Origin of the sequence: Chryseobacterium sp. MEBOG07, from assembly GCF_021869745.1 — a bacterium.
Lineage (GTDB): Bacteria > Bacteroidota > Bacteroidia > Flavobacteriales > Weeksellaceae > Chryseobacterium > Chryseobacterium viscerum.
Genome location: NZ_CP084579.1, coordinates 4,058,089 through 4,074,512 on the forward strand (window position 1 = coordinate 4,058,089; position 16,424 = coordinate 4,074,512).

11 protein-coding genes and 4 tRNA genes are annotated in these 16,424 nt (G+C 37.2%); 7 read left to right on the forward strand and 8 right to left on the reverse strand.

The features are described from left to right. Positions 1 to 103 precede the first annotated feature (103 nt). Together LF886_RS18600 and LF886_RS18605 are read left to right on the forward strand one after the other, a co-directional pair. Entirely contained in the window at positions 104 to 1,423 is a 1,320-nt protein-coding gene (locus LF886_RS18600; RefSeq protein WP_236851079.1) for a PDZ domain-containing protein, read from the forward strand. Between the two features lie 4 nt (positions 1,424 to 1,427). Beyond that, entirely contained in the window at positions 1,428 to 1,955 is a 528-nt protein-coding gene (locus tag LF886_RS18605; protein WP_236851080.1) for a hypothetical protein, read from the forward strand. Here the strand turns inward: LF886_RS18605 and LF886_RS18610 are convergent. The 3 genes from LF886_RS18610 to LF886_RS18620 form a co-directional block, all read right to left on the reverse strand. Beyond that, entirely contained in the window at positions 1,948 to 2,976 is a 1,029-nt protein-coding gene (locus LF886_RS18610) for a L,D-transpeptidase (RefSeq protein WP_236851081.1), read from the reverse strand. The genes LF886_RS18605 and LF886_RS18610 overlap by 8 nt on opposite strands. A 203-nt stretch (positions 2,977 to 3,179) precedes the next feature. Beyond that, positions 3,180 to 4,013 carry an XAC2610-related protein gene (locus LF886_RS18615; protein WP_236851082.1) on the reverse strand — a complete coding sequence of 278 codons (834 nt, stop codon included), beginning with the start codon at positions 4,011 to 4,013 and terminating at the stop codon, positions 3,180 to 3,182. Between the two features lie 10 nt (positions 4,014 to 4,023). Continuing rightward, on the reverse strand, positions 4,024 to 4,311 hold the full coding sequence (locus LF886_RS18620; RefSeq protein WP_236851083.1) for a hypothetical protein: 288 nt from the start codon (positions 4,309 to 4,311) through the stop codon (positions 4,024 to 4,026). A 134-nt stretch (positions 4,312 to 4,445) separates the two neighbouring features. Between LF886_RS18620 and LF886_RS18625 the strand changes: the two genes are divergently transcribed. The 4 genes from LF886_RS18625 (at position 4,446) to LF886_RS18640 (ending at position 10,158) form a co-directional block, all read left to right on the forward strand. Further along, the gene (locus LF886_RS18625; RefSeq protein ID WP_236851084.1) at positions 4,446 to 4,598 is read left to right on the forward strand and encodes a hypothetical protein; all 153 of its coding nucleotides are present in this window, start codon (positions 4,446 to 4,448) and stop codon (positions 4,596 to 4,598) included. 328 nt (positions 4,599 to 4,926) lie between these two features. After that, entirely contained in the window at positions 4,927 to 5,976 is a 1,050-nt protein-coding gene (locus LF886_RS18630; protein ID WP_236851085.1) for a helix-turn-helix transcriptional regulator, read from the forward strand. 135 nt (positions 5,977 to 6,111) lie between these two features. Further along, complete coding sequence (locus tag LF886_RS18635) at positions 6,112 to 8,958, forward strand: TonB-dependent receptor (protein WP_236851086.1); 2,847 nt, start codon at positions 6,112 to 6,114, stop codon at positions 8,956 to 8,958. Positions 8,959 to 8,976: 18 nt separating this feature from the next. Continuing rightward, complete coding sequence (locus LF886_RS18640; RefSeq protein WP_236851087.1) at positions 8,977 to 10,158, forward strand: phosphatidylinositol-specific phospholipase C domain-containing protein; 1,182 nt, start codon at positions 8,977 to 8,979, stop codon at positions 10,156 to 10,158. Between the two features lie 76 nt (positions 10,159 to 10,234). Here LF886_RS18640 and LF886_RS18645 read toward each other — a convergent pair whose 3' ends face one another. Beyond that, entirely contained in the window at positions 10,235 to 10,561 is a 327-nt protein-coding gene (locus LF886_RS18645) for a winged helix-turn-helix transcriptional regulator (RefSeq protein WP_236851088.1), read from the reverse strand. A 637-nt stretch (positions 10,562 to 11,198) separates the two neighbouring features. Here LF886_RS18645 and LF886_RS18650 point away from each other — a divergent pair. Beyond that, positions 11,199 to 15,818 (forward strand): T9SS type A sorting domain-containing protein, encoded by a 4,620-nt coding sequence (locus LF886_RS18650; protein ID WP_236851089.1) that lies wholly within the window; start codon positions 11,199 to 11,201, stop codon positions 15,816 to 15,818. A gap of 183 nt (positions 15,819 to 16,001) precedes the next feature. Here the strand turns inward: LF886_RS18650 and LF886_RS18655 are convergent. From LF886_RS18655 to LF886_RS18670, 4 genes are all read right to left on the reverse strand, one after another. Next, positions 16,002 to 16,075: transfer RNA gene (locus LF886_RS18655), tRNA-Asp, on the reverse strand. 33 nt (positions 16,076 to 16,108) lie between these two features. After that, positions 16,109 to 16,182: transfer RNA gene (locus LF886_RS18660), tRNA-Asp, on the reverse strand. A 33-nt stretch (positions 16,183 to 16,215) separates the two neighbouring features. Beyond that, a tRNA-Asp gene (locus LF886_RS18665) sits at positions 16,216 to 16,289 on the reverse strand. Between the two features lie 33 nt (positions 16,290 to 16,322). Then, positions 16,323 to 16,396 (reverse strand) — tRNA-Asp (locus LF886_RS18670). Between the last annotated feature and the right edge of the window lie 28 nt (positions 16,397 to 16,424).

Here is a 16,424-nt window from a genome sequence, read left to right on the forward strand (position 1 = left end):
ATAAATTCAACAAATACTACTACTTCATTGTAGTTTATACAAACATTCCAGCTTTTGGAATGTTTTTTTGCTATTATATAGATAAATTCAGTAAATTCAGTAGATGAAATTTAAATTGCTTTTACTGGGATTATTTCTAAGCATTTTTGTAAGTGCCCAGAATTCTTTTGAGTTGATTAATACTAAAAAAGCGGTTATTCCTTTTCAGTTTATCAACAACCTTATCTTTATTCCTATTAATGTCAACGGTGCAGAGCTTACCTTTCTGCTTGATACAGGAGTATCGGAGACCATTCTTTTCAGTCTGGAAAATAAGGAACTCAAACTAAGCAATGTTGAAAAAGTTAAATTTTCAGGTCTTGGAGGAAGCTTAAGTATCGATGGCTTAAAATCTGACCGCAATTTGGGAAAAATAGGAACCGAAATTGTCAATACTTCCATGTCTCTCTATATCATTATTGATGAAGAATTTAATATTTCTCCTCACGTAGGAATTCCCGTAAATGGAGTAATCGGATATCACTTTTTCAAAGACCATCCTATTTACATCGATTATGCCTCAAGGAAAATAACGGTCTATGAAAATTCTGATCTTATCAAAAAGAAAATCAGACCGTTTGAAGAATTTCCAGTGACCATTGAAAAAGATAAACCTTATCTGTATGCTGGTGTAGAAATGACGAATGAAAAGAAAGACTCAAAACTGCTGATTGATCTTGGTAACAGTGATGCTATCTGGCTCTTCCCTACTCTTATTAAGGATTTCGTTTACAACAGACCCAATATTGATGATTTTCTTGGGCGTGGTTTCAATGGAGACATTTATGGCAAAAGAAGCAGGATTCATAATTTTTATCTTGGAAGTTTTAAGTTTGAAAAGCCTCTTACTGCTATGCCGGATGAATTTTCTATTCAGCATGTGAAATTGGTGGAAAGCAGAAAAGGTTCTGTGGGAAGTGAAATTATGAGAAGATTTACCGTAGTTTTTGATTACCCTAACAAAAAGCTGTATTTAAGAAAAAACAGATATTTTGACGATCCTTTTCATTTTAATATGAGCGGACTGGACTTCAAACAAGACGGATTGGAATGGCAGGAAGATAAGTTAAAAATTGAAACCCAAAAATCTACCATGGTAGCCACTGAGGTTTATAAAGATTCTTTCCAGTATAAGTTCAGTTTAAAACCTATATTTTCCATTGCCGGAGTAAGAAAAGATTCTCCCGCTGATGTAGCAGGCCTGCAAAAGGATGACAGAATTCTAAGCATCAATGGGGAGCAAACTTCAAATATGACTCTGGAAAAAATTGTAGAATTGATGAAATCTAATGAAGGCCGAAATATCAACATGGTTATCCAAAGAAAAAATCAAAAACTGACGTTGAGTTTCGCACTGGAAGACCCAATCCCTTATCAAGAATAACAATATGAATACTGAAGAAAGCACCTTAGACAGAATAAGAACAAGACCCAGATTTAAAATGTTTACTCATCTTACAAAAGAAGAGTATGCTGAAAGTTTGAAAAAATATATGGAAGATCATAAAAATGAATTTTCCGGGAATATCAATAAGGAAATTGCAACGATCTGGGTGAAAACAGAATATGATAATTACTGGAAGCCTCGTCTTGCTTTACGGATAGAAATGGAAGATGAACATACGGCAATACGTGGCGTATTTGGTCCCAGTTCTGCAGTGTGGACCTTCTTCATGTTCCTGTATTTTTCCTTTTCTATTCTCTGGATGACCTTTTTCACCATGTATTACGTAGAAAAGCAAATAAAAAGCGCTGAATACCCTTGGGCACTAAGCGCTTCTTTTGTGATGTTATTTTTTATTCTTCTTACTTATATTGCTGCAAGATTCGGGCAGCATAAGGGTAAAGATGAAATGATTAAGCTGAGAAGGTTTGCTGAAGAATCTACTCTACAGTTTGAAAAGAAAATTAATTAGACTGTGATTCTACAGGTTTTTCATTCTGAATCGGTGTCGCCATCGCTCTTACCGCTTTGATAGAATCTGCTACTTTTTCTCTGTTGCTTTGTTCTTTCAGCATTTTGGGAACATCCGGTTCCAGAAGTTTCGTAAGTTCTTCAACGGATATATTGTTGGCATTCGGATCTTCCAAAAGTTTTCGCCATGGTTTTCTTCCACCCCAATTATAATCCCCGAATACCATTACTGCCGTACCTTTGGCTTTGGTAGTAGCTCCCCCCGGATTCAGAATCCAGGTATCTGCGTAGGAATATAGCCACTGGGCATCTTTCCTTAATAGTCGCAGACATGAGTGTGATGCAGGATATCCCGGAAGGGTATATTCATGCCATCCGATTCCTCCAATATTGTGAATATTAAAATTATAAGGAAGTTTCCATTCGCTACTCACGGTAGAAATTGCCAATTGCTTTTTCCAGTTCGCAAAAGTAAGTCCTCTCGTTGTCTGAGCCGCTTTTTTTCCCATACTTGTAGGTCCCCATTTCACAAGACTTCCATTGGAATATACTGCAAAAGCCTGTATAGGATATGAGAAAATAACAAACTTTTTCACCCCGCTCAGGACATCCAATTGCATTGGAAATGGTGAATAAGCCATTAATGTTGTATCTATTTTCGCAGGAACTACCAATGTATCGGAATTCCATTTACTTTTAGAATCGAGTCTGTTTAAAGCTAAAATTGCTGTACGCTCTCCCACACTGAATTTCTTACTGAATTCTGCATATACAGAATCCCGCATCTTTTTATCTTTTGGAAGAACAAATGCATTATAAAAGCCATTCTCCTGCATGGCAGGCGGAATAGATTCTTTCTTCACTACAGGAACAGAATCTTTCTTTATAGAATCTTTTTCTGCCTCCGGTGTTTCCGAAGCAGAAACTGTATCTTTAAAAGTATCGCTTATTTTCTCTATTTCTTTTTTACAGGAAACAAGGAAAACGGCGCATAAACATGCATAGATAAAGGACTTTTTCACAGATATGTTTTTCATAAATAAATTGGCCATCTAGTTTGGCTACCCAGTACAAATATCAGACCTAAAATTGAATCATAAAAATCATTCTTAAAAATACCGTAAAAAAACGGATGCTTTATCATTATAACTGAGAGGTTGTATCTGATTGATTTTATAAATATTACAGCCACAAGGAGGTTTCAGGACTTTTACAGGTAAAATTATTATTCCGTCTGTTCTTTAGTGGCCACCCATTCTAAAGTTCCCTTTTTACCAAAGCGGTAGATATCCTGATGCCATCTTGCTCCCCCTCTGCATCCTGTTGTTAAAAGCTTCTTCTCTTTTTCTACAGCCACATCACAGAGACAGGAACAACTTGAACGGGAATAATCCGGTTCTTTAAGCTTTTCAAAGCGCTTGCTTCCCGGATTATACAGGTAAATATCAAATATTCTGTAAACGCCCATTCCTTCATCAGGAACAGAAAATGCAATATCCTCATACCCGTCAAAGTTGTAATCTGCTACAATACTCTGTCTGGCAAATGAAGGGATATCCGGAGAAGGGAGCTCTATAGCTGTTTTTTTACCATCAGGATAATGAATAGTGAAATGATTGTTATAAAAATGATTAAAGGCAAGCACAGCACCGTGAAGCAGATATTTGTCACTTCCATCATATTTCTCATCTTCAACCATTTCAAGCTTAAACTTTCTGTTATCTTTTCCTCTTGTATAGCTAATGTTTGAAGCAGTATGATTCATTATTTCAAACCTGTATACTCCATTTACCTTTCCACCAATCATTTCATTCCAAGTATAATAATAGATATCCGGTTGTCCGTCATTTCTCCCGTCTTTATCAACTTTAAAGCTTTTTATCTGCAAAGGAATGATGTCTTTCTTCCCTGAATATTGCACGAAAGCTCCCTTCCCTTCTGATCCGTAATAAAGGGTAAGCGTAAACTCTTTCGCTTCTCCTAACGATTTCAGGGTAAACGGCTGTGCAGAGATCATTGCAGAAACCATTATGATACAGAATAAAAACAGGTTTTTCATAACGACCAATTTACATAAACAGGTTCAATACAAATCTTACAATCCATAAAAAAACGATTAAGAGCAGTATTGAAAACTGAACTTTATTGACATTCTTATTCCCGAACTTCCATACCAGAATTCTATCTATGATAATCACCAGCAACACCGGAACTAAGCTGAACAGTAAATACATTCCGAATAATCCATCCGCTGCAGAATTTCCTGTAATGAGGACAATAGAAGTAATCAATCCTGCAATTATAGCAATGATTCCTGCAATAAAGAAGAGCGTCCAGTTTTGAAATTGTTTTTTCATGAAAGTCATATCATTAGTCAGTTATATTGAAACGAGTATTCAATCTGTAATAGTAAAATATCCAAAAAGCCAGCCAGGGTAAATTCATAATCAGGAAAATCACCGTTTCTTCACCGTCTACCTTTCCATTTGTAATGGAAAAAAAGGAAAAAACAGAAGCTATTGCAGGCAGCAGAAACCAGCATAATATGGTTTTAATTTTCCCATGGAATGATTTTAAAAGAGAAAGCAGACTGCTTAAAGAGAGTATGCTAAGGAATAATATCCAGAAAACTATAAAAACATAAGCAAGACCGCTCATATCACAATTCCTCGGCTCATCTCTTACTTCTTTGGTTGCATTTAAAAATAAAATCAAAAGCACTATGGAGATTATTGTAGAAATCAGCCAGGTTTTAAGTATTGAGAATAAAATAAATTTTCTTTTGGACATTCGATTGGTGCTTACTAGCTAAAATAGGAATATCCGCTCAATATACAAAACCGGAAAATCCCGGAAAAAGCTTATTAAAATTTACATATTAATTACTCCCTATTTTTCTGAACTGATATTTAATAATTTGTTAAAGATGCTATGCCCATATTATCTATAATTTTGGCAAAATATCAGTTATCATGTTATACATCATTATGGTAGTTGTACTACAGGCACTTATCACCCTTACTTTACTCATTTCTCTTATCAAAAACAGGGAATCTGTACTGAATATGTTACTATTATATATCGGAGTGGTCACACTGGATATGGGATATGAATATTTCATCATTCAAAAATTCGGTTACGAATCTGTTCTGTATGAAATTCCGGGAAGCCTCCGCGTTTTTAAAGGACTTATTTTCTTGTATATTACAACGTATTTAATTCATGCCAGGTGGAGAGACAAGCTCAAATACCTGATTGCTCCGTTAACGTTGGTTGTTATTCATCATGCCATTGCGCTTTCTGCAAAGATGCTGGACCTTTCCTGGGCAGATTTGGCGATCAGAACTTATAAATCCTACTTCGTTTATTACACTTATTATTGGATTGCATGCCTGGTTTTATGTATTTACTTACTGACCAAATACCACAAAAACATTACCCATCCAGTAGCCGGTAATTTCCGTTATCTGGTTTGCTATGTATTGATGGGGGTTATAGTTTTCTGGACGGTCTACCAATTGGGCTGGGATACTTTGATCTATCAGAAGATCTACAGCCTTCTGTTTCTGTTCCAATTCGGGTGGATTTTGTACGTTTATATTTTAACGTACCAGCACAAACTCCAGCAATCGCAAACACCGGCTCTTTTTTCTACTCCAAAAGAAACATATCAATATAAAGACCTTTCAAAAATAGATTTTGATGCTGTACAAAATGCCATCACCTCTTTTTATCAGAAAAGTAATGTCTATCTGGATGAGGAATTTACATTAGATCAGCTCTCCGGTCATCTGAAAATAAGCAAAGCGGATTTAAGCATCACTTTTAGCAAACATCTTCATTCCAATTTCCACGAATATACCAACAGAAACCGGATACAGCACTTTAAGCAGATCTTATCAGAAGATCCCTCTGCCAGTGTAACGGATCTTGCGTTTCAATGTGGTTTTAAATCCAAATCTACTTTTTATAAATATTTTAAGAAGGAATTCGACTGCCTTCCCTCTCAGCTTGTTCATTAGTTACAATTATTTAATATTAGCAACTTGCTGATTTGCAATGCGGTTCACTTCAAATTCAACAGATACAGTTGTATAAAATTTAAATGAACCAAAACTTTTGAAGGAGCTGACATCTTTGCACCAAACTTTATAAGGATGTCACGAGAAAGACTTTTTTTAACAAAAGCAGCATTTTTTCTTCTTGGGCCTCTGGCCTTTGCTCAAACCACCATACACGGAACTGTAGTGGACAGTCAGGGAAATCTTCCCAATGCCCTGGTTTATATTGAAAACAGCGGACAGAAGGTAACTTCCGATACCGATGGTTCTTTTGTTCTTAATAATGTTTATGACGGAAGTTATAAGCTTGTTGTAGAATACAAAGGATATGATAATGTTTATATTCCTTTTACGATTACGGATAAAAAGGAGGTAGATCTTGGATTAATTAAATTTGGAGCTAAGTTTAAAGAAAACAGCCTTCAGGAGGTAGTCGTTACCAGTATGTATAAAGCATCACAGGCTAGGGCGATTACCATGAAGAAAAACTCCAATACAATCACGGAAGTACTTTCTGCTGATGCCATCGGAAAACTGCCGGACCGTAATGCTGCTGATGCCGTACAGCGTATGCAGGGTGTATCTATTGAAAGAGATATGGGTGAAGGACGTTTTGTAGCCGTAAGGGGAACCCCTATACAATGGACCTCTTCTACCCTGAACGGTAACAGAATGCCGAGTGCTAGTGGTGATAATGCCAACCGTGGAGTTCAGATGGATATCTTTCCTTCAGAACTTATTCAGAATGTCCGTTTGTCAAAAGCCCTGACTCCGGATCTTGATGGTGATGCCATTGGAGGAAATGTGGATTTTATCACGAAAACCTCCCCCAATAAGGAGACTTTGGCTGTAAGTATGGCTACAGGATACGTCAATATGTCAAAATCCCCCAGTTACAACACGTCTATTGTCTACGGAAATAAAATTACTGATAAGCTGAAATTCATTACCTCAGCAGTGATCTGGGAGCGCTCCACCGCTATTGATCAGATGAGGAATATTTACAACTATGGACTGAAAGATAAAACAGCTTCTTATTCGATCAATCAACTTCAGCTTCGTGATTATCTCGCGAACCGGAGAACGCTGGGATTCAATTTGGGATTGGATTATGAGATAGACAGCAGGAATAAGCTATATGCAAAAGCGTTATACAGCCAATATAAAGACGGTCAGTCGGTAAGGGAAACCTATTTTAATTTTGACAGTAAAAATGTCATGCTGCAAGCCCGTCATGCAGATTATCTTACAGATCTGTATTCTATACAGCTGGGTGGTAACCACCAGGTAGGACAGCGTATGCAGGTAGATTGGTCTTTATCCAAAGCACGTTCTGAGTTTAAGTTCAATTCTCCGGATAATCTTGAAAAGGATCAAAGAGGCTATCCTATCATTAATTTCGTACAGCCTATGACCTATGGAAATTTATCTGCTGACGGAAGAAAATATATGGCAATGGATGCTCCGGACGGTACTGGTGATACCGGAAGATATATCCTTCCGTATAATCAGCAGGCAATAGCGGCAGATAAACTCAAATTGAATCAGATTATCCTAAGCCAGAATCATAACAGTGAAACCGATCTTAGAGGACAGATTGATATCAAATACAAAGCAGCGGATAATTTTGAGATTAAATTCGGAACAAAATACAACAACAAGAATAAAATAGTTGACAGCTCGATATTGGTTTGGATGCCTAAATCATCATTGGGAATTCCAGGATCTCCGGTAACCTATCTAAGCCAGCTTGAGCGTGAAGGTTTTCCATACAAAGGAGGTTTCATGAATCCTTTGGGCAATCCTTATAATGCTGTGATCATCGATCAGATTACCAACGCTCAGATCGACCAGATGTACAATCCAGGTACACAAAATAGTTTAGGGCTGATGCAGGTAAGCAGTAAAGACAGCAATTCTAATATTACAAGTTCCTATAGAGGTACTGAAAACGTATGGGCCACTTACCTAATGGGAACATGGAAAATTTCAGACCAGCTTCAGATATTGGGAGGTTTCAGAAATGAATATAATGACGTTACTTTCTGGGGCAAAAAAGTAGTCTCTGATAAGGATAATAAAACCGAAGATATTAAGGATACAAAAACCTACAATGTAGTGCTTCCGATGTTCAATATGAAATGGAATATCAGCAGTGACCGTATCCTGAGACTTGCTTATACCCGCTCTTTTGCAAGACCGGATTTCAACGACCTTAATCCCGGAACCATTGTGAATGATATCACCAATACCATTACTCAGGGAAATACCAAACTTGATCCTACATTTTCAAACAATTTTGACCTTATGTTTGAGAACTACTTCGGAAAACTGGATCTGATAACAGCCGGAGTATTCTATAAAGATATTACGAATCTTATTTACAAAGATCAATCGGTGGTAGATCTTGCAGGGAGAACGTATACGTTTACAGCCCCAAAAAATCTGGAAGGTGCTAAGCTCTTCGGTTTTGAATTCGGAATCTCCAAACGTTTTGAAAATCTTCCCGGATTTTTGAAAAACATAGGTTTTGAAGGAAACTATACCTACATCTCCTCTAAAATGGATATGCCGGTGTACGAAAACGGCAAACAGACAGGAACAATGACTACCACAATTCCCAATCAGGCAAAACATATTTTCAATACGATTCTTTTTTATGAAACCAGCAAATTGATGGTACGCCTTGCAGGGAATTATAAAGGAAAGTATGTAAGTGAAATAAGAGCGGCAGCAGGGGCAGATCATTATCAGTATTTTGATAAAAACTTTACCATGGATCTTTCTACTTCTTACAGCATTACAAAGAAAGTCCGTCTGTTTATAGAGCTTAACAATATTCTTAATGAGCCCAACCGCTATTATATGGGAACAAAAGATCGTGTAGAAAACATTTCTTACTCAGGAATACGCGGACAGCTGGGGTTCAACTTCAATTTTTAATCAAACGTTTTTATTCATATGAAAAAGTATATATATGGAGCTGCATTGTGTATGACAGCACTGGTACAGGCACAGGATAAATGCCAGAATGTAAGAATCAATCAACTGCAGATTGTAGGAACTCATAATTCATATGCCCAGCCGGTAGACCCCAAAGTACTGGATCTGGTGACCCCGATCATCAACGGAATGATGCAGAAATACAGCAGCATGATGTCTGAAGAACAAAAAGCTAAGTTCAAAGAATACCATCCATACGGAATGGATCTGAAGGAAGGCCTGAACTACAATCATCCCGACTTTACAGAACAGCTCAATGCCAATCTCCGAGGACTGGAAATAGATGTTTATTATGATCCGGAAGGCGGCAGGTTCACTCATCCGGCAACCTACGAGGTACTAAAAGCAAAAGGAGTAACTGATCTTGCTCCCTTTAATACGAAAGGACTGGATCAGCCAGGTTTCAAAGTGCTGCATATGGCAGATATCGATTTCAGAACTCATTATCCTACTTTAAAAGATGCGCTTACAGCTCTTAAAACATGGTCTGATCAACATCCCGGACATACTCCGGTTTTTATGATGATCGAAGCAAAAGATTCAGGTTTCCCGATTCTTGAAAACAGTACGAAAGTATTGCCTTTTGATAAAAAAGCGTATGATGATCTGGATGGAGAGATTGTAAAATACCTTGGAAAAGATAAGATTATCACCCCAAAAGAAGTTCAGGGGAATTACAAAACACTGAAAGAAGCTGTAACACATAATAACTGGCCCAAACTGAATGACAGTAAAGGGAAATTTATTTTTATGCTGCTTCCCGGCAGTGCCGGAACGTTGTCTTCTAAAAACAATCCTTATCTGATAGAGGGCTCATTAAAAGAAAGAGTAATGTTCCTGAACAGCGAGCCCGATGATTCTTTCGCCGGATTTATATTGCGGGATAATGCCATCGTAAGGCAGAAAGAGATACAGGATCTCGTGAAACAAGGTTTTATGGTCAGAACAAGATCAGATATTGAAACGTATGAGGCTAAAACCAATGATTTCACAAGAGCAAAAGCAGCATTCAGCAGCGGTGCACAGGTTATTTCCACAGATTTTTTCCACTCAGGAAACACCTATGGAACGCCTTACTTTGTACAGCCGCCTCAGCAGAAAGATTATCTTAATAATCCTTTAAACTCTTCATGCAAATAAATAGTAAGCCGGTTCTGTTGAGAACCGGTTTTTTTATTTTACTATCTCTATTTTATGAGAAAATCTCTTAAATTTTTTATACCAGTCTCTCCAATTGCTGGAAAATAGGAATCAATGATTTTCCTTTTTGGGTAAGATAATATTCTATGTGTAAAGGTTTCTGTTTGATGACAACCCTTTCCAGTAAATCCATTTCCTCCAATTCTTTCAATGCAGTGGATAATGATTGCTTATTGGCTCCTTCTATTTCTCGTAACAGCGTACTGAAACGTAAAGTTGATTTAGCTGCCAGACTAAATATTTCTAGTCTTAGCTTACCTGAAAGTACTTTCAAAAGTTTTTTTGCAGGACATATCTCCTCACTCTCTATCGAGTTTGGGTTAGTCATATTTTTTTGACTCATTGTGTGTTTTTTTTAATATCGTATATTTGCAAACATAATGGTTATTAACCAATTAATACAACTTTACACCTATATTTGATAAGAAACATTGCAAAAAGCGTAAAAAAATCAATAGAAAATTCTTATTAATATAATATTTATTTTATGATATTTCTTCATAATTGTCCTGATTGTAAGTTGGTATAATTGCAAAAGTTGATTATCAATTATTTTTATAAAAACTAATACCTAAAAACACAAACATGAAAAAAAAGACCTTTATTCCCAATCTGGGCTGTACTATTTTCTATTACATCAGCCAATCCTTCTTCATAGAACAACACGAACTGGTATCCTTACAATAGACATACTTAATTGGAAAGTTACATTCTAGTGACAGCCTACAATGATGATTCAAATTTTCATCTTGTAACTTCGATTTCATCAACGAAAAAAAGAGCAATCGTAATGGATGTTCAGTTCTGGAGATCTCCCACAAGAAGTAACATCCTGATTTCTGTGTAGTTGCTATTTTACAAAAGTATATCTGCTGTATTGTATTTCTTCCCATTTCTATGATTGGGACACTTCAACTGTAAAATGTGAATACAAGCTATTCATTAAATAGAATCGAATAATAACCTAAAAAAACATGCGCATGAGAAAAAAAACTTTCTTATCAATCTGGGCTGTATTATGCTCAGCGGCATCCGTTTATGCTTCTCCACGAGGCGATACGGATTGGCATTTTCGCAATGCCCCCATTATTTTGGGGAGTTACATTCCTGTAACGACCTATAATTTTGATCTGGATCCTCTGATTGTAATTTCACAAAACGTCAATCAAAAAGGAGCGGTTGTTATGAGTGGCCAGCTCAACAAACCTGTTACCACGAGTGATGTTTTGGTTTCAGTAAAATATCAGAATGCTCTGGGAGAATGGATCAGTGCATGGTGCAAAACATTATATGCCAATAATGTGTATAATGAAAATCTTAATGCCTCTTTTGAATTACCTGCCTCTGCGAGCAGCGGTACCTATAATTTAAAAGTTGAGCTAAGTTCTGAAACCAATAATTTCACCGGTATAACATGGAATAAAGCGGTAAGTCATTATAAGTTTGGAGATTATTCAGCAAGTGCCTGTGAACTGGATGAAAATGAATATACAATACTATTCACCCCGAAAAAGAATGGTACTGTATTGTTTAATCCTAACGGAAGTGTTTCCGGCGTAAAAGACAGGGTAAAGTCACAGCATTTGACGAAGAAACTGGATGATATTGTTTTATCAGTCAATGCAAACGGTACATTAGATAACACAAATCCCAATGCACCTGTCATCAACATTGAAAATCCTAATAATCTCGGTACGATTGCCAGCTCACAGAAATTTATCTACCAGGGCAGTGATACAAGCCCTTTTGAGTTTTCTTATCATGATCCTGTTTATGTATTTGCAGGTAAGTTTTCAAGTTCGGGCTTCTTTATTAACTTCAGTAACTGGTTTTTACCTCCTGAGGAGGGCGGAGAACCCTGGGGTAGAGGATATTTGGATTTTACAAACCCTAATGCTTTAGTTAACAGGTATTACAACCTTTACAATTACATCAACGAGAAACTGACCGACATTATTTCGGATCAAGAGCCTGTCGTTATTGTTGTAAGCAAAATAACAGGTTTCAGGGTATACAAATCTACCGGACAGTATATCACCGTCAATGCATTAAGCAATTATAATACAGTGAATGATTTCGGTTACCCTCCTTTATATGATAAACAGAGAGGTCCCGGATCTGAAAATTTCTTTCTGAGCAATACTCCTAAAGCTTCTTTATATGGTATTGGAGCCATCAGAAACAGAAAAGTACGCGCTGACTGGAACGGACCGATGAGACCACTTCCGGAAGTAGAAGCTGAGATTAAAAAATTCATAAAATACGTAGGTATTTTTGGAAATTCAACAGCATTTGATTCACCAGATTGTTCAAGCACCTGTTTTATAATTAATGCCGGAGCACTGCCTGATAATACAATAGCAGACTGGACCAAAGCTCCTAACAGTTATATTTTCACAGGTAAGGATAATGATGGCAATAACGTAGACGGACTTTACATTCCTGTAAAAAAAGCCTATGAAATGTGGCACAACGGGAATTATATAAAAGGGATCGACGTGCCTTCCGGAACCATTACAGCTGATGTATTGTGGGAAGATAACATGGGATTGATAAAGTCTAAAGAAAGTTATACTTTGGATATTATAGGTTCAGGTGAAAATGCAAAAATAAAAGTTCCTGTAAACAAGGTTAAAAAAGGAAATGCCGTAATTGCCTATAAAGTAAATGGAGAAGTTTTCTGGTCATGGCATGTTTGGGTAACAGATGACCCAACAAATGGCTCTACCTACAAAAGCTATGATGACGTAAAGAGACAATTGAGTGACGGAACTGTAGAAACTATTCCTAATTCTGAATGGGGATGGATGGACAGAAACCTTGGTGCCATCGGAAGTACCCTTAATGGAAATGGCTGGCACAAAAACGGAGGACTTTTATACCAATGGGGAAGAAAAGATCCGTTTCCATCATTAACTTATACTGATGCCAGTTTTTATCAGGTAACCGGAAGCATAGGAAAGGTAATTTATGATGATGCAATACCGAGATTAAGATTTGCCAACAGTCCTTTTAATGACTATAAGAATTTTAATGAGCTAAGGCTGTTTGTGAATAAATCAGCGGCTAACATCACCAATAATATCAGAGCATCAGTTAAAAATCCATTAAGTTTAATTTATGTAAATGATGATAATACCACTACACCTTCTATATATGGTAATGCGAGTGGTCTTCCTTACTATTACAACTGGTTTGGACAGGTACCGGGATTACAAACCAATGAGTTGAGTAAAGTTAACTTATGGTCAGATAACTCCCAGGGAGTGCAGGCAGCTGATATTTCAGTTCCACAGCCTTATAGAAATAAATCTTCTTATGACCCTTGTCCTAACGGATGGAGATTGCCTTCCGTATTGGTGGCCTCATCAACAAAAAATGTAAGAATGGATTTTAGTCCTTTCGGAGCTAAAGTAAATAGTCCATTGTCAGCTTTGAACGGTGTTCAATCTAATATTCCACCGGGATTATCTAATTTAAAACCTTATCTGGCCGGTATAAAAATATACCCTCAGTCTGGTTTTGATATGACAAATGTAGGAGGCAACAATATCGGTATCTTCCCTGGAACAGGATGGATAGGAAGAGGAGCTGCTACAGATGGCAGATATCACACTAAAGCAACTTTTACAGACCAGCTTGAAACCTATCTATGGACTGCAACGATGACTACTTTTGGAGATTATTCATCAGTAGCCAGTGCATTAAGATTAATTCCGGCTGCGGATCAGATCCTCAATAACTATCGACCAGATGCTGCTAATTATCCTAATGTGTATGGTTTGTACAGTTATAAACCTTCTGATGATTATTCGACCAATAATGCCAATGCATGCAGATGTATCAAAGACCCGTTGTTTGTAAAAAATAACTATAATTTTGAAACGACTTTCTTTACTGAAACTGAAACCTATAAAACAGGATTAGATAACCCTAATACTTATATGGTTACAAAATCTACTGCTGATCAGGTAATTTCAGTACCTGTAAGTAAAGCTTTTTCTGTACAAAGTAATTATTTAGGGAATACTCAGATTCTGAATACGACAAGCTTTAATGATTTAAAAGCGAATATACTTTGGACAGACAACCCTGCTTTGGTAACACAATTAACACTAGATAATACAGCTTCTAAAGATGCTAATATCAACGTGAAGGTGAATGCCAATCAGTCTGGAAATGCTGTAGTTACCTTACATAATGGTTCTATCAGTAATCCTGTATATTGGAGCTGGCATATTTGGGTAACCAATAATTCTGTCAATTCTTTTACTCACGTAAATGATACGCCTATCACAACTGATAATTATGTAAACTATACTCCATATGGAACCATCATGAAAACAACCATCATGGATAGGAACTTAGGAGCTGCTGAGGCCATGCCAAGTCCATATAACCCAACTGTACCAGCACAGGTAAGCCAGCTCAACAGTTCGCAGGGATTACATTATCAATGGGGAAGAAAAGATCCTCTACCTATATTCAATAATATAAACGGTTCTAAATACAATGTATTCTTAGGAACCAATAATAACGGGGTTGTAACCTATTCAGCCTTTACAGAAGCGAATTATAATTCAAGTAATATCGTGAATTATAATACCTATAAAAGCAGCATTACTGCAACTGATAAAATAGATGTAAGAATAGAAAAAATTCTTGGATATTCTGTTGCCAATCCATTAAAGCTAATGATGCCCGCTACTGCATATCCGTATCGCGGTGATAATACCCCTCATTATACTCTTGCTTCAGACTGGTTGTTTGATACTCAATACCATAGTTTATATGACGAAAGATGGGGCATCGGTGGTAAAAAATCAGTATTTGACCCTTGTCCTAATGGGTGGAGAATCCCGGAAGTTCTTGGTAAAGGAACGACAAAAACGTCTCCATGGAGTCTTAAAAGTAATCCTGAAGCCCTTAGAACTATTGATGGAACAGAAGCTGGTTATTATGGAACCCCGATCTACAGTGTAACTGCACCAAGTTTTTGGGGGAAAACAGTCGGTTATTCATTTACTAACAGCTTGTATAACATCGGAAATTATCCAAAAGCCGTTAGTAGAGGAAGCAGAAGTGTAATGTATGCCGCTGCCCTAAGTACCGCTGTTGGTGCATCAGGAGGAGTATGGTATGCGAATCTAAATGGTGAAATGACAGGAAGATCTACTTATATGTATTTTGATATTTATAGTAGAAATAATGTAAAAAATACCGATATAGATCCTTTTGCATCTCTAAGCTGCAGATGTGTAAAACAAGAAGATAACGGGATTCCTAGAGGTCCACTTCCAGGGATTCCTGTAACACCCAATACAGGAATTCAAGCCAGAACTGCTTTCAGTAAAGTAGCTATCGAGGAAAAAGTAAAAGATGATAAACTGGTTCTTTATCCTAATCCTGTAAAAGATATCCTATATATTGAAGCAAAAGACGATAAGGACTACTATTATCAGATTTATAATATGTCCGGACAGCTTATGAAAGAAGGTAAATTTATCAATAAGCAGACAGATGTCGCTTCATTGTTGACCGGAGCTTATCTGGTAAGAATTAACAACTCTGAAACGATTGTAAAAATTATTAAAAAGTAATTATAAAAACACTGCTTAATACCAATGATGGCCGGAATTTCTTCCGGCCATTTTTTATGTTGAACAGATGATAGACTGCAAAAATATTCAGTATTGTAATAATCAGGTGAATCTAAAGTCTGTCGTCTTTTATCAAGAATCCTATAAACAAAAAAAAGTCTTCTATTTCTAGAAGACTTTTTGCGATCCGGACGGGACTCGAACCCGCGACCTCCGCCGTGACAGGGCGGCATTCTAACCAGCTGAACTACCGGATCTAATTTTTTTTAAAAGTAAATTGAAAACTTTTGCGATCCGGACGGGACTCGAACCCGCGACCTCCGCCGTGACAGGGCGGCATTCTAACCAGCTGAACTACCGGATCAATTTTTTTTAAAAGAAATTGACAAAACTTCTGCGATCCGGACGGGACTCGAACCCGCGACCTCCGCCGTGACAGGGCGGCATTCTAACCAGCTGAACTACCGGATCAATTTTTTTTAAAAGAAATTGACAAAACTTCTGCGATCCGGACGGGACTCGAACCCGCGACCTCCGCCGTGACAGGGCGGCATTCTAACCAGCTGAACTACCGGATCTAATTTTTTTTTAAAAGTAAATTGAAAA